The organism is Kumtagia ephedrae (assembly GCF_003012745.1).
Lineage (GTDB): Bacteria > Pseudomonadota > Alphaproteobacteria > Rhizobiales > Rhizobiaceae > Kumtagia > Kumtagia ephedrae.
On record NZ_PXYK01000015.1, the window covers coordinates 114,264 to 136,647 of the forward strand.

The following is a 22,384-nucleotide window of genomic DNA, read 5'->3' on the forward strand; positions in this document are numbered from 1 at the left end:
CGACGCGGGCCACAGCCGAAGCTGCGTTCAAGCCGGTCCCGAAGCAAGAAACCCGACAGGGGAAGTCCCTGGATGCCGGGCCAGGTTCTGGTTGAAGTCGAGGCCTTTGCCTTGAATGTGCCCGGAGGCATGACCTGCGGCAGAGATCTTGAGTTCAAAGAGAGCCCGTACCGGCAGAATTGCATCCGATTTGGCGGCAAAATACTTAACGGAGATCACGGCGCATCACAAGCGCCCCGCCGGCCGGCCCTCTTGCATTCGCGTAATAGTTGGCGCGGCGGCCGACCTGCAGGAAACCGAGGCGGCGATAGAGCGCCAGCGCCGCGGCATTGCTTTCGTCGACTTCGAGGAACAATGCCTCGGCGCGGCGCGCATGCAGGTCGCGCAGCACGGCGTCCATCAGCTGCCAGCCCAGCCCCTGCCGGCGGCTGGCGCGCGCCACCGCAACCGTCAGGATCTCGCCCTCGCCGGCCACCAGCCGCGCCAGTACGAAGCCCGCCGGCGCTTCCTGGCCGTGGCCGACCTCACGCACGGTGAAGCCGAACACCGTGTCCTGCGTGAGCAGGCCGTGAAACTCCTCCTCGCTCCACGGCCGGGCGAAATCCTCGCGATGAATGGCGGCGAGGGCCGCCAGGTCCGAGGCCGTGAGCGGCCCCACAGCGAACTCCCGCTGGCGGGGCTGCATGAACGGTATGCGCATCACTCCTCCCGTCTCGGCAGGACGAAGCCTGCCTGCGGCTTGGCGTCCGGCTCGCGCAGATAAAGCGGGCTCGGACGGCCTCCCGCCGTACCCTTGGCGGCCGCGACTCTCGCGTAGACGCCGATGTCCGCCGTGGCAGCCTCCGAGGCGATCGTCAAGCCGCCGCCGGCGAGCGCGGCAACACGTCCCGCCGCCGTGCCGGCGAGCACCGCACGCTTCTTTCTTGCCAGATCAGCCGCGTCGCCCAACGTCACGATTGCGGGAGCATACAGCTCCTGTCCAAAATCATCGTAAAGGGCCGCCTGCACCGCCGGCGCTGCCTCGCCCGAACCGGAAGCCAGCCCCGCCAGCACGGTTTTCGCGCCCAGCCGGTCGCGCACCTCGGCCGCCAGCGCCTCCAGCGTGTCGACGCCGATCGCCGGGATGCCGAGGGCGACTGAGAAGCCGCGGGCTGCCGATACCGCGACACGGATGCCCGTGAACGAGCCCGGCCCGACCGAGACGCCGACCGCGCCGAGGTCGCCATAGGCCTTCCCGGCTGATCCCAGCGCTTCCTCGATCACCGCGATCAGGTGCTCGGCATGGCCCTTGCCGAGATCGCGCACGGCGCGGCCGAGCTCGCGTCCGGCCTCCGTGTCGTAGACGCAGGCGGCGCACAGGCCGGCGGAGCAGTCGATGGCGAGCAGGATCATGATACAGCGCTCTCCCTCCCCCTCGAGGCAGCGCAATCGCATTTGGCAACCGGCGAATTCGATCGCCCGATACCCCCACCCCTAACCCCTCCCCACAAGGGGGAGGGGGACCTTGCGGCCGCCGTGCCGACCGGAATCGTCAATGATTGGCGTATGGCAGAGGCGCAGCAAGATCCCCCTCCCCCTTGTGGGGAGGGGTTAGGGGTGGGGGTAGACTCATACGCGACTGCCTTCCCCTTCGAGAGGCGGGTGGGGTCGGTCCGGCAGCGCGGAGCGCGAATGAGGACGTCGAGCACGGCCTTTGCGACCCCACCCGGCCAGCCTTCGGCTGGCCACCCTCCCCCCGAGGGGGAGGGCTGGGCCGCGCTTGTCATCTCGCCCTGTCCTTCGCCTTCAGCTCCAGCCGCCGCGCATGCAGCACCGGCTCGGTGTAGCCGCTGGGCTGCTCGGCGCCCTTGAAGACGAGGTCGCAGGCGGCGAGGAAGGCGATCGAAGCATCGAAATCCGGCGCCATCGGCCGGTAGAGCGGATCGCCGGCGTTCTGGCGGTCGACGATCGCCGCCATGCGCCGCATCGAGTCCATGACCTGTTCTTTCGTGCACACGCCGTGGCGCAGCCAGTTGGCGATGTGCTGGGAGGAGATGCGCAGCGTCGCGCGGTCCTCCATCAGGCCGACGTCGTTGATGTCGGGAACCTTGGAGCAGCCGACCCCCTGGTCGATCCAGCGCACAACATAGCCGAGGATGCCCTGCGCATTGTTGTCGATCTCGCGCTGGATTTCCTCCGGCGTCCAGTTCGGGCGCGGCGCCACCGGCACGGACAGGATGTCGTCCAGCTTGGCCCGCGGCCGGCTCTTCAGCGCCGCCTGCACGGCATGCACGTCGACCTTGTGGTAGTGCGTGGCATGCAGCGTCGCGGCGGTCGGCGACGGCACCCAGGCGGTGTTGGCGCCGGCTTTCGGATGGGCGATCTTCTCAACCAGCATCGCCGCCATCAGGTCCGGCATCGCCCACATGCCCTTGCCGATCTGAGCGCGGCCGGCAAGCCCGCATTGCAGCCCGACGTCGACGTTGCGGTTCTCGTAGGCGGAAATCCAGGCGGCCTGCTTCATGTCGCCCTTGCGGATCATCGGGCCGGCTTCCATCGAGGTGTGGATCTCGTCGCCGGTGCGGTCGAGGAAGCCGGTGTTGATGAAGACGACCCGCTCCCTGGCGGCGCGGATCGCCTCCTTGAGGTTGACGGTGGTGCGCCGCTCCTCGTCCATGATGCCCATCTTGATGGTGTTTTCCGCCATCCCCAGCAGCTTTTCGACGCGCGCAAAAATCTCGACGGCGAAGGCGACTTCCTCCGGCCCGTGCATCTTCGGCTTCACCACATAGACCGAGCCGGTGCGCGAGTTGGCGCGCCGGCCGTTCGAGCCGACGTCGTGCAGCGCGGCCAGCGCCGTGACGGCCGCATCCATCATGCCCTCCGGCACCTCGCTGCCGTCGGACAGGCGGATCGCCGGATTGGTCATCAGGTGGCCGACGTTGCGCACCAGCATCAGCGAGCGGCACTTTGCCAGGAAGGTCGAGGCGTCCGGCGCGGTGTAGTCGAGGTCCGGATTGAGCTTTCGCGTGAAGGTCTTGCCGCCCTTGGTGACTTCTTCCGCAAGGTCGCCCTTCATCAGCCCGAGCCAGTTGCGGTAGACGACGACCTTGTCCTCGGCGTCGACGGCGGCGACCGAATCCTCGCAGTCCATGATGGTGGTGATCGCCGCCTCGACCCAGACGTCGGCGATATGGGCAGGGTCGTCCTTGCCGATCGGCGATGTGTCGTCGACCAGCACCTCGATCAGCAGGCCGTTGTTCCTCAGCAGGAACTGGCCGGGCGCACTCGCCTCGCCGAGATAGCCTGCGAATTTTTCCACATCCTTCAGGCCGGTCGTGCGGCCGTCGAGCAGCGCCACGGCGAGCCTTGCATCCTTCACCGCAAACGCCTTCGCCTCGCTCCAGCTCGCGCCGTCGAGCGGAACGCTGTCGTCGAGGAATTTTCGCGCCCACGCGACGACCTTCGCGCCGCGCTTCGGATTGTAGCCTTTTCCCTTCTCCGCCCCGTCGGTCTCCGGGATCGCGTCCGTGCCGTAGAGAGCGTCATAGAGCGAGCCCCAGCGGGCGTTGGCGGCGTTCAGCGCATAGCGGGCGTTCATCACCGGCACGACCAGCTGCGGCCCGGCGATTTCGGCGATCTCCGGATCGACGTTCTCGGTCGCGATCTCGAAGTCCGGCCCTTCCGGCAGGAGATAGCCGATATCGGTGAGAAACTGACGGTAGGCGGCGAGGTCCGCCGGCGCGCCGTTCTCCCCATGCCAGGCGTCGATCTTGCCCTGTAGCTCATCGCGGCGGGCGAGCAGAGCGCGGTTCTTCGGCGCGAGGTCATGCACCAGGGCGGAGAAGCCGGACCAGAAGGCGGCCGGCTCCACGCCGGTGCCGGGCATGGCCTCGTCGTTGACGAAATCGTAGAGCACGCGCGCGACCGTCAGGCCGTCGATGTCGATCGTGTCGGACAATGCAAAAACCCTTTCGTCGCTGCGCTGCGGCAAACCAATGGCTGGGTCCGTTCAACACATGCGCGACCCTTGCGTCAATGGTGAAACGGCGTACGATCGGTGCCCCTGCGACCAAGGTCGAGCCCGACCCTGCCGGGCGGCAGCGCGGCGCTTCGGAACCGCCTACGCCGCGATGCGCGGCCGGCCGGTCGCCACGGCGACGATGCGCGCCTCGATGAACATGCGCTGGCCCTCGACTGTGGAGGTGCGCACGTCCTGCTCGACGGCCACCTCGGCGACCTCGGCGCCGGCGACCAGCGCCCGCTCGGCGGCGAGGTCGCGCACCCGCTTCTCGGCCGCGGCGACGGCCGCGCCTTCATCGGTGAAGTCGCGCAGGAAATCGCCGGCCGAAAGCCGGAAAAGCCCTTCCTTCGGCTGGCTGATCACCGCCTCGACCGAAACCCGCACCTGGCCGACCACGGCACCGAGCGCATTGGCGACGTCGGTGTCGTCGGGTACCACGCAGCGGTTGCCGACCAGCGCCGGCAATCCGGCATAATGCAGCGGCGCCGAAGCGCCGAGCCCGATCACCGGCCGGTCGAGCGCCAGGGTGAAGCGGGCGATGCCCTCCCTGCCGTCGACCGCGCGCTGCACCAGCGCATGCGCCACCGTGGCAGCGCCGTCGAGCCCGTCCTCGGCGAAGGCCGTCTCCAGGATCACCTCGGCGGACAGGCGCGTCACCGTCGCCAGCACGCGTTCCGACAGCGCCTCGGGCGTGTCGGCGATCGCCTGGCCGCGGCCGTCGCGGCGGCGTGCGAACAGCTCCGCCCCGAGCCGGGCGGTGACGGCGTCCCAGTTGGCCTGGCGGCCAAGCGTGTGGGCGGCGTCCGACGGGGTGAAACCGCAGACATGGACGAGCCCGCGCGCCACCAGCCGGTTGAGCGTCGCCGACTGGGCGGTGGAGGAAAGCAGCGTGTCGAGCGGCAGCGGCACCGGGCCGATGGCGTCGAAAAGCTTCTGCTCCGGCCCGGTCAAACCGGCGGCCAGCCGGTCTGGAACGCCGGTGCGCATGGCAAAGCGGCCGTCCATGCGGCCGGGATTGGGCGCGCGCAGCTGCCGCTCCAGGTGCTGGCGGACCGTCTCGCCATGCGCCTGCCCGGCCAGCGCGAGCGGCACGAGCCGGCGCGGCCCCAGCAGGATTTTCGGGATCAGCGCGCCCTCTTCCAGCCGCACCTCGGAATCGCCGCCGAGGCCGAAGGTGCGCATCGCCACCGCCTCCACCATGGTGCGAAAACCGCCGACGGTGGCGCCCTCGGGATCGAGCCGCGGCCGGCCCTGGTCGAGCACGGCAACGTCGGTGGTGGTGCCGCCGATGTCTGAGACAACAGCGTCGTCCAGCCCGGTCATGTGGCGGGCGCCGACCAGGCTCGCCGCCGGACCCGACAGGATGGTCTCGATCGGCCGCTGGCGGGCAAAGGCCGCCGACACCAGCGCGCCGTCGCCGCGCACCACCATCAGCGGCGCAGCGATGCCGCGCGCCTCCAGAAAGCCTTCGGTCGCGGCGACCAGCCGGTCGATCATCGAGATCAGCCGGGCGTTGAGCAGCGTCGTCAGCGCCCGGCGCGGCCCGCCGAGTTTTGCCGACAGCTCGTGGCTTGCCGTCACCGGCAGGCCGGTCCGCTCGCGGATCAGGTCGCGGGCAAGAATCTCGTGGGCCGGGTTACGCGTCGCGAAATAGGCGCAGACGGCGAAGCCGGACACCGAATTGGAAAGCGCCGGCAATTCCGCTTCCAGCGGCGCGAGATCGAGCGGACGGGCATTGCCGTGGACGTCGTGGCCGCCCTCGCAAAACACCACCGGATCGCCGCCCAGCGCCTTGTCGAGGCCGTCGCGGGCAAGGTCGGCGGGGCCGAAGCCGATCATCACCAGCGCGACACGGCCGCCCTGCCCCTCGACCAGCGCGTTGGTGGCGAGCGTCGTCGACATGGAGACCAGCTTGACCGCCTTCGGATCGACCCGCGCCTTCTCGATCACGGCATCCACCGCGCCGGCGATGCCGACGGCGAGGTCGTGGCGGGTCGTCAGCGCCTTGGCCTTGGCTGCGACACCCGTCGCCTCCGACCACAGCACCGCGTCGGTATAGGTGCCGCCGGTGTCGATGCCGAGATAGAGGCTCATTGCGACATCATCTCTTCCTGCTCGACCGTCAGCGGCTTCACCCCGGGCGGCAGCGGCTCCGGCGTTTCTTCGGCCGGCAAATCGCCCTGCGGAGCAGGCGCGGACACGGGCCGGATGGACGCGGTCCTGCCGGCGCAGCCCGAGCACAGGGCGGCGATGACGAGCGCAAAAACGAGGCGGGGGAGAAGCGGCATCAGGTGCGGGCTGGAGGAATCCGATGCCGGCTTCTAGCCCAGATCGAAAGGCGACGCCAGCGCGGCATTCCCTCCCCCTCGAGGGGAGGGTGGCCGCGAAGCGGCCGGGAGGGGTCGCCGCGGCAGTGCTCTACGTTCTTTCCGCGTCGAGGCAGCTGAGGTTACCCCACCCGCCTCGCTTAGCTCGGCACCCTCTCCTCAAGGGGGAGGGACTCACGTCCCGGTCCGCGCCAGCTCCTCATGATGTACACGGCCATTGCTGGCCACCGGACCGCCGACAGCGCCGCTCTCGGAAAACACGCGCCAGCGGCGCGGGCGGAAGGCGACGCGGTTCTTCTGGGCGGCCGGATGCTCGATCGGCAGCTCGATCTCGACGCGGTGGCGATCGCCGCCAATCTCCAGCTCGACGCGGCGGGTGCCGGCGACGCGGCGGCTCGCCGCCACCGTACCGGCGATGCAGCCGCCGCAGCCGTCCGTGATGAGCTCGACGTCGTGCGGCCGGAAATAGAGCGTCGCGTCGCCGTCCGGCACGTCTTCGGCCGTCAGGCCCAGCGTGCGGTCCTGCAGCCAGAGCTGGCCGCCTTCGACCCTGACCGGCAGCGAGCTCGACTCGCCGATGAATCCGTAGACGAAAGGCGAGTTGGGCGTGTCATAGACCTCGTCGGCGGTGCCGACCTGCTCGATGCGGCCCTGGCTCATCACCACGACGCGATCGGCCAGCTCCAGCGCCTCCTCCTGGTCGTGGGTGACGAAGACGGTGGTGTGGCCGGTGGTGTCGTGGATCTCGCGCAGCCACCGCCGCAGCTCGCGCCTGACCTGCGCGTCGAGCGCGCCGAACGGCTCGTCGAGCAAGAGCACCTTCGGCTCGATGGCGAGCGCCCGAGCCAGCGCCACGCGCTGCCGCTGGCCGCCGGAAAGCTGGTTGGGGTAGCGTTTCTCCAGCCCGGAAAGCTGCACCAGGTCGAGCAGCTCGGAGGCTCGGCGGCGGATCTCGGCCGAGGGCGGCCGCGTCGCGCCCGGCCGCACCTTCAACCCGAAGCCGATATTGTCGGCGACCGTCATATAGCGGAACAGGGCGTAATGCTGGAAGACGAAGCCGACATTGCGCTCCTGCACGGATTTGTGCGAGGCGTCCTCGTCGCCGAAGAAGACGGCACCCTCGGTCGGCCGCTCCAGCCCGGCGATCAGCCTGAGCAGCGTGGTCTTGCCCGAGCCGGAGGGCCCGAGCAGGGCGATCAGCTCGCCCGAGCGGATGTCGAGCGACACGTCGCGGAGCGCCGGAAACCGGTCGAACTCCTTGCGCACATTGCGGATGGAAACGTCCATGGTCGGTCCTGGCTCAATGCTTGGCGGTCGCGGCGATCTCGTCGCCGTACCGGAATTCGAGGACGGATTTCAGCACCAGCGTCACCAGCGCGAGGGCCGCCAGCAGCGTCGAGACGGCGAAGGCGGCGACGAAATTGTACTCATTATAGAGGATTTCGACATGCAGCGGCATGGTGTTGGTGAGGCCGCGGATGTGGCCGGACACCACCGATACGGCGCCGAACTCGCCCATGGCGCGGGCGTTGCACAGCAGCACGCCGTAGAGCAGCCCCCATTTGATGTTGGGCAGCGTCACATACCAGAAGGCCTGCCAGCCGGAGGCGCCGAGCGAAATCGCCGCCTCCTCGTCGCCGGTGCCCTGGTCCTGCATCAGCGGGATCAGCTCGCGCGCCACGAACGGGAAGGTGACGAAGATGGTGGCGAGCACGATGCCGGGCACCGCGAACAGGATCTCGATGCCGTGGCTCTTCAGCCACGGCCCGAGCACGATGCCGGCGCCGAAAAGCAGCACATAGACCAGGCCCGAGATGACCGGCGAAACCGAGAAGGGCAGGTCGATAAGCGTCGTCAGGAACGCCTTGCCCTTGAATTCGAATTTGGCGATCGCCCAGGCGGCGGCCACGCCGAAGATCAGATTGCAGGGCACGGCGATGGCGGCGACCAGCAGCGTCAACCGGATCGCGGCCAGCGTATCCGGCTCGTTCAGCGCGAACAGGAACTCGCCGGCGCCCTTGCGGAACGCCTCGACGAACACCGCCACCAGCGGCAGGACCAGCACCAGCGCCAGGAACAGCAGCGCGATGCCGATCAGCACCGCCTTGGTGGCGGTGGTCTCGGTCGTCGCGCGCTTGAATGCCGCCTTGCTCACCGGCGCGAGGGTACCAGCAGCGGCGCCGTCCGGCAAAGGCCGGCTCAATGCCTCAACCGACATAGCCATACCTCCGCCTGCTCCAGGCCTGGATGAGGTTGATGACGAACAGCATGGCGAAGGAGATCACCAGCATGATCGCCGCGATCGCCGTCGCGCCGGCATAGTGGAATTCCTCCAGCCGGATGACGATCAGCAGCGGCGCGATCTCCGAGACGTAGGGGATGTTGCCGGCGATGAAGATGACCGAGCCGTATTCGCCGACGGCGCGGGCGAAGGCCAGCGCGAAGCCGGTGAGCACCGCCGGCGCCAGTCCTGGCAGGATCACCCGGGCGACCGTCTGCAGGCGGTTGGCGCCCAGCGTGGCGGCGACTTCCTCGACCTCCTTGTCGATCTCCTCCATGACCGGCTGCACGGTGCGCACGACGAAGGGCAGGCCGATGAAGATCAGCGCCACCACGATGCCGAGCGGCGTGAACGCCACCTTGATGCCGAGCGGCGCCAGGAACTGGCCGACCCAGCCGTTGGGCGCGTAGATGGCGGCAAGCGCGATGCCGGCGACCGCCGTCGGCAGCGCGAAAGGCAGGTCGACGGCGGCGTCAAGGATGCGCCGGCCCGGGAATCGGTAGCGCACCAGCACCCAGGCGACGAGCACGCCGAAGACGACGTTGACGGCCGCCGCGAGCAGCGCCGTCCCGAACGAGACCTTCAGCGCGCTCACCGTGCGGTCGTCGGTGGCGATCGCCCAGAAATCGGCCCAGCCGAGCTCGGTGGTGCGCCACACCACGCCGGCGAGCGGGATGAGGACGATCAGGGTGAGGTACAGTACCGTGAAGCCGAGCGTCAGCCCGAAACCCGGGATGACGCTCGGCTTGCGGAACTGCAACCTCGCAGGGGTCGCAGCGGCTATCGACATCAGTTCGACGACGCCGGCTTGTAGATCTGGTCGAAGACGCCGCCGTCACCGAAGTGATAGGGCTGCGCCTTGGCCCAGCCGCCGAACTGCGGATCGTCGATGGTGACCAGGTTGATCTTCGGGAAGCGCTCCAGCTCCGCCGCCGGCACCAGTTCCGGCTTCGACGGGCGATAGAAGTGCTTGGCGGCAAGCTGCTGGCCTTCTTCCGAATAGAGATACTGCAGATAGGCTTCCGCCACCTTGCGCGAGCCCTTGGCGTCGACATTGGCGTCGACCACCGCTACCGGCGGCTCGGCCAGGATCGATTGCGGCGGCACGACGACGTCGAACTGGTCCTCGCCGAACTCCTTGCCGACCAGGAAGGCCTCGTTCTCCCAGGCAAGCAGCACGTCGCCGAGTTGGCGCTGCGCGAAGGTGGTGGTCGAGCCGCGCGCGCCGGTGTCGAGCACCGGGACGTGGCGGAACAGCTCGCCGATGTATTCCTTCACCTTGGCCTCGTCACCGCCATATTCCTTGTTGGCCCAGGCCCAGGCGGCGAGATAGTTCCAGCGGGCGCCGCCGGAGGTCTTCGGATTGGGCGTGATCACCTCGACGCCATCCTTCACCAGGTCGCCCCAGTCCTGGATGCCCTTGGGATTGCCCTTGCGCACCAGGAAGACGATGGTCGAGGTGTAGGGCGAGGAATTGTGCTCGAATTTCGTGCGCCAGTCCTTGTTGATCTTGCCGCCGTTCTGGACGATGGCGTTGATGTCGCTTTCCAGCGCCAGCGTCACCACGTCGGCATCGAGGCCGTCGATCACCGCGCGGGCCTGCTTGCCGGAACCGCCATGCGAGGTCTGGATGGTGACCGTCTCGCCGGTCTCCTTCTGCCAATGCGCGGCGAAGGCGGCGTTGTACTCGCGATAGAGCTCACGCGTCGGATCGTAAGAAACATTGAGCAGCGTCGTATCGGCAAAGGCGAAGCCGAGCGCGCCGAACTGGACAGAGCCGGCGATGAGCGCCGACAGGAACAGGGACCTGCGATTGAGGATCATGACCGCCTCCGTTTTCGAGAAACGAGCATATTCTACCTGCTAGGTAGACATTATCGGCGTAGCAAAATCCCCAATCTTGGCTTTCGTTCCGAATTTTCCGCACTGTTTGGGTGCGTTCACAGAAACTTTTTTCTCTCCGGGGCCAAGCCCCTCCCGATTTCGGCGGCTCCGCAAGGCCGCAGGTCGCCTCTTCCGTCAGCCAAGCCCAAACCATTCGCTACCGCACAAAAACTCTTCGCAATTGCACAAAACTATGGCAAAGCCTGCCGGCAAAAGACCGATAACGTCAGGGAAGGAGGCGCCATGAGCGCGGCAGGGGAAATACGGGCCCTCACCCCGCCCGACATTCTTGCCCGCAAAGGGGGGACGCCGCTGGTCTGCCTCACCGCCTATACCACGCCGATGGCGCGGATGATGGACCGCCATTGCGACGTCATCCTGGTCGGCGACAGCGTCGGCATGGTGCTGCACGGCCTGCCCTCCACGCTCGGCGTCACGCTCGACATGATGATCATGCACGGCAAGGCGGTGCGCCGCGGCATCGAGCGGGCGCTGATGGTGGTCGACATGCCGTTCGGCTCCTATGAGGAGAGCCCGGAGCAGGCCTTCCGCAACGCCGCCCGGCTGGTCGCCGAAACCGGCTGCGCCGCGGTGAAGCTGGAAGGCGGCGAGAGCATGGCGGCGACGATCCGCTTTCTGGTGGCCCGCGGCATCCCGGTGATGGCGCATGTCGGCCTCACCCCGCAGGCGGTGAACGCCTTTGGCGGCTACAAGGTGCAGGGCCGCGGCGCCGATGCGGAGCGCATCCTGCGCGACGCCGCCGCCACGGCCGAGGCCGGCGCCTTCTCGGTGGTGCTGGAGAAAGTGCCCGACGCGCTGGCGGCGGAAATCACCCGGAAGATCCAGATCCCGACAATCGGCATCGGCGCCTCGGCGGCTTGCGACGGCCAGGTCCTTGTGGTCGACGACATGCTCGGCATGTTCACGTCCTTCCGCCCGAAATTCGTCAAGCGTTATGCCGAACTCGGCGACGCCGCCGACGCGGCGATCGCCGCCTACGCCGGCGACGTGCGGGACCGGCGCTTCCCCGCCGCGGAGCATCTGTTCGGCGACCAACCGAAACCCCGCGCCAGCGGAGGCAGCAGATGAGCGTGCCGATCGTCAGGACCGTTGCCGCGCTGCACGAGACCGTCAAGGAATGGCGGCGCGCAGGCGCGCGGCTCGCCGTGGTCCCCACGATGGGAGCGCTGCACGAAGGCCATCTCAGCCTGGTGCGCGCCGCGCTCGACCAGGCGGATCGGGTGATCGTCACCCTGTTCGTCAATCCAAAACAGTTCAACAGCCCCGCCGACCTCGCCGCCTATCCGCGCACCGAGGATGCCGACGCCGAAAAGCTCGCGCCGCTCGGCGCGCATCTGCTCTACGTGCCCGACGGCGCCGAAATGTATCCCGACGGCTTCTCAACCACGGTCTCGGTCGCCGGGGTCAGCGAGGGCCTGTGCGGGGCGTTCCGGCCCGGCCATTTCGACGGCGTGGCGACAGTGGTGGCAAAACTGTTCCTGCAGACCGGCGCCGACCTCGCCTTCTTCGGCGAGAAGGATTTCCAGCAGCTTCACGTGGTGCGCCGCATGGCGCGCGATCTCGACATCCCGATCGCCGTCGTCGGCCGCCCGACGGTGCGCGAGACGGACGGGCTGGCGCTGTCGTCGCGCAACGTCCGTCTGTCGCCGGCCGAGCGCCAGGCGGCGCCGGGGCTGGCGGCCGCGCTGTTCGGGGCGGCCGGGCGGCTGGCGGCAGGCGAGCCTGCGGAACCAACGCTCGCCGGAACCCGCGAAACGATCCTCGGCGCCGGCTTTCGCGAGGTCGAGTATCTCGAACTCAGGTCGGCGGAAGACCTCAAGCCGCTGCAGGCGGCCGACCGTCCGGCGCGGCTGCTGGTGGCGGCCTGGCTCGGCCAGACGCGGCTGATCGACAATGTCGAGGTCTTGCCGAAATAGCCGGACCGCCGGCGACGCGGTTCAGCGGCACCTCGCTCAGGTCGGCGGCGTGCCGTTCTCGGCCAGCACCGCTCCGGCCAGATAGAGCGAGCCGCCGATCAGGATGCGCGGCGGCGGCTCGCGCTGGTCCCAGGTGTCGCGCAGCAGCATCAGGGCATTGGCGACCGAATTGACCGGTTCGGCCGACAGCCCGGCCTCGCCGGCGCGCGCCGCCAGTTCCTCATTCGGAACGCCGGCGTCGCTGGCGCTCACGGGCACGGCGAAGACATGCCTGGCAATGCCCTTGAAGGCGCGGAAATAGCCGCTCTGGTCCTTGGTGTTGATCATGCCGGAGATCAGGAACAGCGGCCGCGGCTGGCGCTCCTCCTGCTCGGTCAGCGCCTCGGCGACGACGATGCCGGCGCCGGGATTGTGGCCGCCGTCGAGCCAGATCTCGGCGCCCGCCGGCGCGAGATCCACCAGCCTGCCGTGGGTCAGCCTCTGCATGCGTCCGGGCCAGGCGACCGAGGTCATCGCCTGCTCCGCCGCGTCGTGGCCGATGTCGAAGCCCGCCGCCTTGACCGCCGCAAGCGCCGCGGCGGCGTTGGCGAACTGGTGCCGGCCCGGCAGGCGCGGCAGCGGCAGATCCATCAGGCCCTCCTCGTCCTGATAGACGAGGCGGCCGTTCTCCTCGAAGGCCATGAAGTCCTGGCCGTACGCCGACACGGGGCTGCCCAGCCGGTCGGCGACGCCGACAATCACCTCCAGCGCGGTCGGGCTTTCCTGCTGGCCGACCACCACCGGCCGGCCCGCCTTGATGATGCCGGCCTTCTCGGCGGCGATCAGCTCCACGCGATCGCCGAGATACGCCTCGTGGTCGAGCGAAACCGGCATGATCAGGCTGACCGCCGGGTCGGGGATGACGTTGGTGGCGTCGAAGCGGCCGCCGAGACCGACCTCCAGCACCACGGCGTCGGCCGGATGCTCGGAAAACAGCAGGAAGGTCACGGCCGTCAGTATCTCGAAGACGGTGATCGTCTCGCCGCGATTGGCGGCGGCAACGCGGGCGACCGCGTCGGCCAGCACCTCATCCGCCACAAGTCGGCCGCCGCCGGGCGCCGCCAGCCGGTAGCGCTCGTGCCAGTTCACCAGATGCGGCGAGGTGTGCACATGGACGCCGAGGCCTTCGGCCTCCAGCAGCGCCCGCGAAAACGCCGCAGCCGAGCCCTTGCCGTTGGTGCCGGCAATATGGATGACCGGCGGCAGCCTGAGATGCGGGTTGCCGAGCCGGTCGAGCAGCCGCGTGATGCGGTCGAGCGACAGGTCGAAGCCTTTCGGGTGGAACGCCAGCAGACGGTCGATCTCGCGCTCGGCGAGGCTTTGGGTGCTGTGGGCGCTCATCTACACCAGGGCTCCGGAGAAACCGCGTCGGCCGACATTTTCGCGGATCGAGGCGAAAGTTCGGTCAGGCGGCAGGGCAGGCGCCTCACGCCGCCGCCCGTGCCTCGCCGCCATCGGTTGCGGGAGCAGACCGATCCGACGTGATCGCGTCGACAGGCTCCGCCGGCGTCTTCATGAGGATCTTCAGCAGCCGCGCCACCGTCGCCCTCATCTGCAGGCGCGAGACGACCATGTCGACCATGCCGTGCTCCATCAGATATTCGGCGCGCTGGAAACCTTCCGGCAGCTTCTCGCGGATGGTCTGCTCGATGACGCGCGGCCCGGCGAAGCCGATCAGCGCGCCCGGCTCGGCGATATGGATGTCGCCCAGCATGGCGTAGGAAGCCGTGACGCCGCCGGTGGTCGGATTGGTCAGCACGACGATGTAGGGCAGGCCGGCTTCCTTGAAGCGGTCGACCGCCACGGTGGTGCGCGGCAACTGCATCAGCGACAGGATGCCTTCCTGCATGCGCGCGCCGCCCGAGGCGGCGAACAGCACCAGCGGCCGCCGCTTCTCGCGCGCCGTGTCGAAGCCGCGGATGATCGCCTCGCCGGCGGCCATGCCGAGCGAGCCGCCCATGAAGGCGAAATCCTGCACGGTGGCGACGATCGGCAGCCCCTCGATCGTGCCCACCCCGTTGAGCACGGCATCTTCCAGGCTGGTCTTGGTTCGTGCCTCCTTGAGCCGGTCGACATAACGCTTCTCGTCACGGAACTTCAGCGGGTCGGTCGGCACCTTGGGATTGTCGACCGCGTCGAACCTGCCGTCGTCGAAGAAGAATTTCAGCCGCTCGCGCGCCGCGATCTTCATGTGGTGGCCGGACGACGGGATGACCCACTGGTTGCTTTCCAGGTCCTTGTGGAAGACCATCTCGCCGCTCTCCGGATCCTTGATCCAGAGGTTTTCCGGCATGTCGCGGCGCCCCAGCATGGAGTTGATGCGCGGGCGGACGAAATTGGTGATCCAGTTCATGGCTGCGTTCCTTCGAACGTGGAGATGGGCTTGTCAGAGCGCCGGCGCAAGCCGGGCGGCGCGAACGCCCTGCGCCAGGCCGCTGACCAGCGTGGCGACCGCCTCGGCCGGGTCGGCCGTGGTCTCGCCCTTGGGTCCGATCACATTGGCAACCGCGTTGACGATCGCCGTGCCGACCACGACGCCGTCGGCGGAGGCGCCGATCACTTTCGCCTGCTCGGCCGTCTTGACGCCGAAACCGACGCAGACCGGCAGATCCGTATGGCCCTTGATGCGCGTGACCGCTTCCGCGACCGCGGCGGTGTCGGCGAGCGCCGATCCTGTGATGCCGGTCATCGACACATAGTAGACGAAGCCCGAGGTGTTTTCGAGCACCTTGGGCAGACGCCGGTCGTCCGTGGTCGGGGTGGCGAGGCGGATGAAGTTGACGCCCGCCTTCAGCGCCGGGATGCACAGCTCGGCATCCATCTCGGGCGGCAGGTCGACCACGATCAGCCCGTCGATGCCGGACGCCTTGGCGTCAGCGAGAAAACGCTCGACGCCGTAGATGTAGATCGGATTGTAGTAGCCCATCAGCACGATCGGCGTGTCGTCGTCGCCCTCGCGGAAGGCGGCCGCCATGGCCAGCGTCTTCTTCAGCGTCTGGCCGGACTTCAGGGCGCGCAGGCCGGCCGCCTGGATCGCCGGACCGTCGGCCATCGGATCGGAGAACGGCATGCCGAGCTCGATCACGTCGCTGCCCGCCTTCGGCAGCGCCTTCATGATCGACAGCGAGGTCTCGTAATTCGGGTCGCCGCCCATGAAGTAGGTGACGAGCGCCGGCCGGCCCTCGGCCCGGAGTTTTGCGAAACGGCGATCGATGCGGGTGGTCATGTATATGCTGCTGCCTCTTCCTGCAGTCCGAGCTTCGCGGGATCGGAACGCTGATCCCATATGTGGACAATTTCGATGTGATCTTCCGTGACGCGATAGACGATCGAGAACGGAATACGCGGGATGACGTATCGGCGCAAACCATCGTCTGTCATGGGCTGTCCGATACGAGGATTGTCTACCAGGTTGGCGATCGCCCGGAGATATTGAGCTGGAGGCGTGTTTGGCGCCGGCCGGAAAAATGCTCCCATAGTAGAGCCGATACCAGGCCAGGTCCGGTTTCGTCGATGCCAGATAGATGAATTTCATGTGCGCCGAGGTGGCAGAAAAACATCAGGTTCCGGTGGGGGAAGCTCGTTTTCGGTTCCCCAGCTTTCGATCCAGCGGTGCATCGCCTCGCCCGAGATGAAAACCCCCTTGTCCGCTTCCGCTATCCGCTCCCGCAAAATCTCCCGCTCATGCTCGCGGATTTCGAGATAGCGCTTGATCGCAAGCTCAGCGACATCTTCGGCGGAGGTCTGTTGCAGGTTCGCTTCGGCCTCCAGCTTCTCTCTGACGTCAGCATCGACGTGCAGTGACAGTGGCACTTCACCCATGTCCGTCGTCCCGTTCATTCAAACCGAGAATAGCACGCGCCTACTCCGGCTCCAAACACGCCGCCTGTCAGATCTCCATGCCCATCATCTTCGCCACCGTATGCACGTCCTTGTCGCCGCGGCCGGAGAGGTTGGCGATGATCACCTGGTCCTTGCCCATCTTCGGCGCGACCTTGATCACATGGGCGATGGCGTGCGCCGATTCCAGCGCCGGGATGATACCTTCCACCCGCGTCGTGAGCTGGAAGGCTTCCAGCGCCTCGTCGTCGAGGATCGGCACATACTCGACGCGGCCGCTGTCGCGCAGCCAGCTATGCTCCGGGCCGACGCCGGGATAGTCGAGCCCCGCCGAGATCGAATGGCCGTCGAGGATCTGCCCGTCGTCGTTCTGCAGGAGGTAGGTGCGGTTGCCGTGCAGTACGCCGGGCCTGCCTGCGTTCATCGAGGCGCAGTGCTCGACGCCGTCGAGGCCGCGCCCGCCCGCCTCGACGCCGACGATCTTCACGCCGCGGTCGTCGAGGAAGGGATGGAAGATGCCGATGGCATTGGAGCCGCCACCGACCGCCGCCACGATGAGGTCGGGCAGTCGGCCCTCCTGCTCGAGAATCTGCTGGCGCGCCTCGGTGCCGATCACCGACTGGAAGTCGCGCACCAGCTCCGGATAGGGGTGCGGACCGGCGGCCGTGCCGATCAGGTAATAGGTGTCGTGCACGTTGGTGACCCAGTCGCGCAGCGCCTCGTTCATGGCGTCCTTGAGCGTGCCGTGGCCGGCGCTGACCGGCCGCACCTCGGCGCCGAGCAGCTTCATGCGGAAGACGTTGGGCGCCTGCCGCTCGACGTCGGTCGAGCCCATGTAGACGACGCAGGGGAAGCCGAAGCGCGCCGACACGGTGGCCGAGGCGACGCCGTGCTGGCCGGCGCCGGTCTCGGCGATGATGCGCGTCTTGCCCATGCGCTTGGCCAGGAGAATCTGGCCGAGGCAGTTGTTGATCTTGTGCGAGCCGGTGTGGTTCAGGTCCTCGCGCTTCAGGTAGATTTTCGCGCCGCCGAGATGCCTGGTCAGGCCCTCGGCGTAATAGAGCTTCGACGGCCGCCCCGCATAGAAGGTGGAGAGGTCCGAAAGCTCCGCCCGGAAGGCCGGATCGGTCTTGGCCTCGTCCCAGTGGCGCTGCAACTCGAGGATCAGCGGCATCAGCGTCTCGGCGACGAAACGGCCGCCGAAGATGCCGAACATGCCCTGCTCGTCAGGGCCGGTCTTGAAGGAGTTCGGTTCGATCGGCTTGTTCATGGCGTTTCCTGGGATTTTCCCCGGGGACAGTTTACTTTTTTCCGCAGAAAGGCCCCGGCAGTCGAGAACTGGCGCGGGCGGAAAGAAAGTAAACTGTCCCCAGCGCTTTCCGCTTAAACCTGTCCGGCGAAAAAAGTAAACCGCCGCCGGCGACCTTTCATGCCGCCCGGCCAGCCCTTGCCGCGCCGACCGCCCGGAAGAAGCCGTCGATCAGCCCGACATCCTTCACTCCCGGCGCACTCTCGACACCCGACGAAATGTCGATGCCGGGCGGGCCGGCCAGCGCCAGCGCCTCGCCGACGTTTTCGGCGTTCAGCCCGCCGGAAAGCAGGTAGTCGAGCTTCGGGTCGAGTTCTCGCAGCAGCCGCCAGTCGAAGGAGACACCGTTGCCGCCGGGCAGTTCCGAACCCTTCGGCGGCTTGGCGTCGAACAGAAAGCGGTCGGCGATGCCGCGATACGGCGCGATCCTGTCCAGATCGGCCGACTCGCTGACGGAAAACGCCTTCATCGCCGGCAGTCCGTAACGCGCCTTGACCTCGGCGACGCGCTCCGGCGTCTCCCTGCCGTGAAGCTGAAGCATGTCCGGCTTCGTTTCGGAAACGATACGGTCGAGGAAGGCATCGTCGGCGTTCACCACCACCGCCACGGCTTTTGCGCGGCCCCGCGCCGCCTCGCGCAGCCGGCCGGCAAGGTCCGGCTCGACGTAGCGCGGGCTCTTGGCGAAGAAGATGAAACCGACATGGCTCGCCCCGCCGTCAAGCGCGACGGCGAGCGTCTCCAGCGTCTTCAGGCCACAGATTTTGATGTCGAGGGACATGGCCGGGGGCTTGGCATGAAAACATGTCGGAGTCGAGACTCGTTACTGAGAACCATCAACGACCTCGAGAATCCGCGCCTCACCGATAAACCCTCCTTCCCATAGAAAGAATGTTTGCTTGGCCGCGAGTGCTTTCACCGCCTCTGCCCCGACAGAAAGACGAAACCCACGGTTCTTGTCTCGCCAAGTGCCATTGGTTCATCGCCGAGGAGAGGGCAGCCATCCCAGGCATCCCCACCTGTGCTACGTTCGGAGGAACATGGGCAGCAATACCCCGGAGGAATAGGGAGGGTGCGTCTACTCTGTTCGGCTGGATACAGCGTGAGTTCGGCAACCAGCTGCGGACACTGCAATTTCATGTATCGCGCTCTTTCGCTGAGACTCACGGCAGATCATTCAAACCCGATCGCCTGCAGCGCGCTGCCGTTCTTCTTCAGCCAGGCCTTGCAGCGCTCGGTATCGGGGCAAAGCTCCCCGCACAGCTTCCAGAATTTCGGGCCGTGGTTCATTTCCCTGAGATGCGCCACCTCATGGGCGACGAGGTAGTTGATCACCGGTCTCGGCGCCATCATGATGCGCCAGGAGAAGGAAAGGTTGCCGTCCGCCGTGCACGAGCCCCAGCGGCTCGACGTGTCCTTGAAGCGCACCGCCTTCGCCTTGCGCCCGACCGCGGCCGTGTGTCTGACCACCAGCGGCTCGATCTCGCGCTTGGCCTCGCGCTTCAGGAAATCCGCCACCCGGCGCGGCAAATGGCGGCGGTCGCCGAAAACGGCGAGCTCCGGCCCGTCAAAACCCTGGCGGACAACGACCGTGCCGCGCGCCGCCGGCTCGTGCACGATCATGTGCGGCACGCCGCGCAGCGGGATTTTGATGCCGGGCCGCACCTGCGGTTTCTCCGGCACTTTCGCCAGCTTCTGCTCAAGCCAGCCCTGGTGGCGGACAAGGAAGCGCTCCACCTCGCCGCGCGCCAGCCCCGGCGGGATGGTGATGCGCAGCCCCTGCCCGCCGGCGTCGATCCTGAGCGTCAGCCGCCGCGCCCTGTCGTTCTCGACGATGCGCAGCGGCAGCTGCCGCCCCGCCACGTCGTGCACCCGCAACTCCGCGGGCGCGACGGGACGGACAGGCTTTGGCTTCAGGAAACCGAACGGCATGCGCGGACGATACGTGATTCTTCCGGTTTTTTGCGCCTGAAATCCAGTCTTGAGACCGCTCCGGGAAGCCGTCCCATACCGCCGGTTTTGATCAATGAAGCACCCCCAAGGTCGGGGTTTTTGGACCGTTGGCCTCAGAACGTCGCTGTCATCGGGTCCGGCCCGGTCCGGCCGTCCTTGCTGTCGAGGGCGGCGAAGGCTGCCATGTCCTCGTGGTCGAGCGTGAAGTCGAAGACCTCGAAATTCTCGACGATGCGGGCGGGCGTCACCGATTTCGGGATGACGATCAGGCCCTGCTGCAGATGCCAGCGGATGATGACCTGCGCCGGCGAGCGGTGATGCTTCGCCGCGATCCTGCCGATCGCCGCATCGCCGAGCAGGCGGCCGCTGCCCAGCGGGCTCCAGGACTGGGTGGCAACGCCGAGCTTCTCGTTGGCGGCGCGCACGTACTTCTGCTGGAAGCGCGGATGCAGCTCGATCTGGTTGAGCGCCGGCGCGACGCCCGTGTCGTCGACGATGCGCTGCAGATGCTCCGGCTGGAAATTCGACACGCCGATCGAACGCGCGCGGCCTTCTTCCTTCAGCCGCACCAGCGCCTTCCAGCTGTCGATATAGGCGTGGCGGTGCGGCGCCGGCCAGTGGATCAGATAGAGGTCGATATAGTCCGTGCCGAGCCTTTCCAGGCTCTTGTCGAAGGCGCGCAGGGCGCTGTCGAAACCCTGATCGTTGTTCCACAGCTTGGTGGTGACGAACACGTCCTTGCGCGCCACGCCCGACTGGGCGATGCCGCGGGCTACCCCGCGCTCGTTGCCGTAGATCGCCGCCGTGTCGACATGGCGATAGCCGGCCTGGAGTGCGGCGGCGACCGCCGAATCTGCGACCTCGTCCGGCGTCTGCCAGACGCCGAGGCCGATCTGCGGTATCGCGTTTCCATCGTTGAAGGCGATCGCGGGAACTTTGGTCATGGGCTGGTCCTCGGAAGGGGGGAATGGGACGAGGATATATTTAGGAAGAAGGCAGGAATGTATATCGAGAGGGAAGCGAAAGCGGCGCCGCTGACGCGACGCCGCTCCCGGGAGGATCAGCCGGAAAGGCTGTCGATGCCTCAGACGTCGTCGAGCAGGCCCGACGATCCCTTCTTCGGCTTGTCGTTCTTGTCGGTCTTCGCCGGGGTGGAGCGGGAGCGGTTCGCCATGAAGCGGTCGAACTCGTCCTGGTCCTTGGCGCGGCGCAGTTCGCGCACATAGTCGTCGAACTCGGCAAGCGTCTCGTCGAGCTTGCGGCGCTCCTCGGCGAGGCGCTCGAGTTCCTTCTCGCGCCAGTCGTCGAAGGCGACGTTGCCGGTGCGGCTTACGCCGTGGCCCCAGCGATGCGTCTTGTCGGCGCCGCGGCGGCAGCCGGCGAAAATGCCGTCGGTGGCGCGGTTGACGTCGCGCTTGAAGCCTTCGAGCCGGTCGCCCCAGATGATGTAGGCGAGCATTGCAAGTCCGAGCGGCCAGAAAACTACGAAGCCAAGCACCATCAGCGCGATGGTGGCGGGCGTCCAGGCCGGACGGATCAGGGCGGTCGTGTTCATCTTCTCCCGTTCCTTCGGTTGCGGCAGCCGGGCCGGCTGCTTGGAATCGAGATGGTAGGGGTTTTTGCCAGCTTCAAGACATGTCCGTCCAAAACCGGACAACAACCTGAAAAAGCTAGCGGATTTTTATGCGGTCGAGGGCAAGAGCGGCCAACCCGGCCAGCAGGCCCCAGAAGGCCGAGCCGACGCCGAACAGGGTCAGCCCCGACGCCGTGACGGCGAAAGTGACCGTCGCAGGGATGCGCTCCGCCTCATCCTTGAAGGCGATGGCCAGAGCGTTGGCGAGCGCCGCCAGCAGGCCGAGGCCGGCGACCAGCATGATCAGCGCCGGCGGCAGCACCGCGAACACGGCCACCAGCGAGGCGCCGAACAGCGCGAACACCAGATAGGCGAGCGCGTAGAAAGGCCCGGTCTTCCAGCGCTCCGCCGGATCGGGATGCACGTCCGGCCCCGTGCAGATCGCCGCCGAGATGGCGGCGAGATTGCTGGTGAGCGCATTGAACGGCGCGGTCAGCAGCGACACCAGCCCGGTGATGGCGATCAGCGGCCCGGGCGGCGGCTCGTAGCCTGCCGCCTTCAGCACCGCCAGGCCGGACAGGTTCTGCGAGGCCATGGTGACGAGATAGAGCGGCAGCGCCAGCCCGATCACCGAGGTCATGGAGAATTCCGGCACGGTCAGCACCAGCGTCGACATTTCCAGGGCCGGCATGGCACCGACGCGCCCCAGCAGCACGGCGAGCACGCCACCGCCCAGCAGCACCGCCAGAACGGAGAGCGCCGGATTGAACAGGCGGATGATGAAGAAGCCGACGATCAGGGGCAGGATCAGCAGCGGATCGGCGGGAATGGTCTTGACCGCATTGATGGCGAAGGTGACGACGATGCCGGCCAGCATGCCTGACGCGACGGAAGCGGGAATTCTCGAAATCAGCCGGGTCAGCAGCTTGAACAGGCCGGTGGCGACGAGAAGCACGCCGACCAGGACAAACGCGCCGACAGCATCGTTGATGGTGAAGCCGGAGCTTGCGCCGACAAGTGCCGCGCCCGGGGTCGACCAGGCGGAGATCACCGGCATCCTGGTGCGCCAGGACAGCCAGAACGTCTCCACCGCCATCGCCAGGCAGAGCGCGGTCACCATGCTGGCCGTCTGCGCGTGCGTGGCGCCCACGGCATCCGCCGCGGCGATGATCAGCGCCAGCGTGCCGCCGAAGCCGACGACAGCCGCCACGAAGGCCGAGGCCGGGATGGACAGGCGCATG

22 protein-coding genes are annotated in these 22,384 nt (G+C 67.4%); 2 read left to right on the top strand and 20 right to left on the bottom strand.

Going from position 1 to position 22,384, the window contains the following annotated elements; all coding sequences use genetic code 11:
• Nucleotides 1-205: 205 nt before the first annotated feature.
• The 9 genes from rimI to C7I84_RS16575 all read right to left on the bottom strand — a co-directional run bounded on the left by rimI (nucleotide 206) and on the right by C7I84_RS16575 (nucleotide 10,435).
• Nucleotides 206-700: a ribosomal protein S18-alanine N-acetyltransferase gene (rimI, locus tag C7I84_RS16535; protein WP_106773308.1), complete on the bottom strand. Its 495-nt coding sequence runs from the start codon at nucleotides 698-700 to the stop codon at nucleotides 206-208.
• A complete protein-coding gene (gene tsaB / locus C7I84_RS16540) occupies nucleotides 700-1,392 on the bottom strand; it encodes a tRNA (adenosine(37)-N6)-threonylcarbamoyltransferase complex dimerization subunit type 1 TsaB (RefSeq protein ID WP_106773309.1) in 693 nt (230 codons plus the stop codon). The genes rimI and tsaB overlap by 1 nt, the downstream gene beginning before the upstream one ends.
• A gap of 370 nt (nucleotides 1,393-1,762) precedes the next feature.
• Nucleotides 1,763-3,940, bottom strand: coding sequence for a malate synthase G (locus tag C7I84_RS16545; RefSeq protein WP_106773310.1), 2,178 nt, complete (start codon nucleotides 3,938-3,940; stop codon nucleotides 1,763-1,765).
• Nucleotides 3,941-4,102: 162 nt separating this feature from the next.
• Entirely contained in the window at nucleotides 4,103-6,097 is a 1,995-nt protein-coding gene (locus C7I84_RS16550) for a hydantoinase/oxoprolinase family protein (protein ID WP_106773311.1), read from the bottom strand.
• Nucleotides 6,094-6,291, bottom strand: a complete 198-nt coding sequence (locus tag C7I84_RS16555; RefSeq protein WP_106773312.1) for a hypothetical protein — start codon at nucleotides 6,289-6,291, stop codon at nucleotides 6,094-6,096. The genes C7I84_RS16550 and C7I84_RS16555 overlap by 4 nt, the downstream gene beginning before the upstream one ends.
• A 213-nt stretch (nucleotides 6,292-6,504) precedes the next feature.
• Nucleotides 6,505-7,617, bottom strand: a complete 1,113-nt coding sequence (locus C7I84_RS16560) for a sulfate/molybdate ABC transporter ATP-binding protein (protein ID WP_106773313.1) — start codon at nucleotides 7,615-7,617, stop codon at nucleotides 6,505-6,507.
• A gap of 13 nt (nucleotides 7,618-7,630) precedes the next feature.
• Entirely contained in the window at nucleotides 7,631-8,548 is a 918-nt protein-coding gene (cysW, locus tag C7I84_RS16565; protein WP_106773314.1) for a sulfate ABC transporter permease subunit CysW, read from the bottom strand.
• Complete coding sequence (gene cysT / locus C7I84_RS16570; RefSeq protein WP_106773315.1) at nucleotides 8,538-9,401, bottom strand: sulfate ABC transporter permease subunit CysT; 864 nt, start codon at nucleotides 9,399-9,401, stop codon at nucleotides 8,538-8,540. The genes cysW and cysT overlap by 11 nt, the downstream gene beginning before the upstream one ends.
• The gene (locus C7I84_RS16575; RefSeq protein ID WP_106773316.1) at nucleotides 9,401-10,435 is read right to left on the bottom strand and encodes a sulfate ABC transporter substrate-binding protein; all 1,035 of its coding nucleotides are present in this window, start codon (nucleotides 10,433-10,435) and stop codon (nucleotides 9,401-9,403) included. Before C7I84_RS16575 ends, cysT begins: the two co-directional genes overlap by 1 nt.
• A gap of 303 nt (nucleotides 10,436-10,738) precedes the next feature.
• Here C7I84_RS16575 and panB point away from each other — a divergent pair, with 303 nt between their 5' ends.
• Complete coding sequence (gene panB / locus C7I84_RS16580; protein ID WP_106773317.1) at nucleotides 10,739-11,584, top strand: 3-methyl-2-oxobutanoate hydroxymethyltransferase; 846 nt, start codon at nucleotides 10,739-10,741, stop codon at nucleotides 11,582-11,584.
• Nucleotides 11,581-12,432 (top strand): pantoate--beta-alanine ligase, encoded by an 852-nt coding sequence (gene panC / locus C7I84_RS16585; protein WP_106773319.1) that lies wholly within the window; start codon nucleotides 11,581-11,583, stop codon nucleotides 12,430-12,432. Before panB ends, panC begins: the two co-directional genes overlap by 4 nt.
• 36 nt (nucleotides 12,433-12,468) lie before the next feature.
• On the opposite strand, the gene C7I84_RS16590 is transcribed toward panC, so the two are convergent.
• The 11 genes from C7I84_RS16590 to C7I84_RS16635 form a co-directional block, all read right to left on the bottom strand.
• Nucleotides 12,469-13,812, bottom strand: coding sequence for a bifunctional folylpolyglutamate synthase/dihydrofolate synthase (locus C7I84_RS16590; RefSeq protein ID WP_106773320.1), 1,344 nt, complete (start codon nucleotides 13,810-13,812; stop codon nucleotides 12,469-12,471).
• Nucleotides 13,813-13,897: 85 nt separating this feature from the next.
• Nucleotides 13,898-14,824: an acetyl-CoA carboxylase, carboxyltransferase subunit beta gene (accD, locus tag C7I84_RS16595; protein ID WP_106773322.1), complete on the bottom strand. Its 927-nt coding sequence runs from the start codon at nucleotides 14,822-14,824 to the stop codon at nucleotides 13,898-13,900.
• 33 nt (nucleotides 14,825-14,857) lie between these two features.
• A complete protein-coding gene (gene trpA, locus C7I84_RS16600) occupies nucleotides 14,858-15,697 on the bottom strand; it encodes a tryptophan synthase subunit alpha (protein ID WP_106773324.1) in 840 nt (279 codons plus the stop codon).
• The gene (locus tag C7I84_RS30870; protein WP_106773326.1) at nucleotides 15,694-15,948 is read right to left on the bottom strand and encodes a type II toxin-antitoxin system RelE/ParE family toxin; all 255 of its coding nucleotides are present in this window, start codon (nucleotides 15,946-15,948) and stop codon (nucleotides 15,694-15,696) included. Before C7I84_RS30870 ends, trpA begins: the two co-directional genes overlap by 4 nt.
• Before the next feature lie 54 nt (nucleotides 15,949-16,002).
• Nucleotides 16,003-16,293, bottom strand: coding sequence for a hypothetical protein (locus C7I84_RS29720; RefSeq protein WP_133170107.1), 291 nt, complete (start codon nucleotides 16,291-16,293; stop codon nucleotides 16,003-16,005).
• A gap of 67 nt (nucleotides 16,294-16,360) precedes the next feature.
• On the bottom strand, nucleotides 16,361-17,581 hold the full coding sequence (gene trpB / locus C7I84_RS16610; protein WP_106773328.1) for a tryptophan synthase subunit beta: 1,221 nt from the start codon (nucleotides 17,579-17,581) through the stop codon (nucleotides 16,361-16,363).
• A 157-nt stretch (nucleotides 17,582-17,738) separates the two neighbouring features.
• On the bottom strand, nucleotides 17,739-18,398 hold the full coding sequence (locus C7I84_RS16615) for a phosphoribosylanthranilate isomerase (protein ID WP_106773330.1): 660 nt from the start codon (nucleotides 18,396-18,398) through the stop codon (nucleotides 17,739-17,741).
• Between the two features lie 392 nt (nucleotides 18,399-18,790).
• Nucleotides 18,791-19,549 (bottom strand): M48 family metallopeptidase, encoded by a 759-nt coding sequence (locus C7I84_RS16620; protein WP_106773332.1) that lies wholly within the window; start codon nucleotides 19,547-19,549, stop codon nucleotides 18,791-18,793.
• Between the two features lie 134 nt (nucleotides 19,550-19,683).
• Entirely contained in the window at nucleotides 19,684-20,514 is an 831-nt protein-coding gene (locus C7I84_RS16625) for an aldo/keto reductase (protein WP_106773333.1), read from the bottom strand.
• Nucleotides 20,515-20,654: 140 nt separating this feature from the next.
• A complete protein-coding gene (locus tag C7I84_RS16630) occupies nucleotides 20,655-21,125 on the bottom strand; it encodes a DUF2852 domain-containing protein (RefSeq protein ID WP_106773334.1) in 471 nt (156 codons plus the stop codon).
• A 115-nt stretch (nucleotides 21,126-21,240) separates the two neighbouring features.
• Nucleotides 21,241-22,383, bottom strand: coding sequence for a benzoate/H(+) symporter BenE family transporter (locus tag C7I84_RS16635; RefSeq protein WP_106773336.1), 1,143 nt, complete (start codon nucleotides 22,381-22,383; stop codon nucleotides 21,241-21,243).
• Between the last annotated feature and the right edge of the window lies 1 nt (nucleotide 22,384).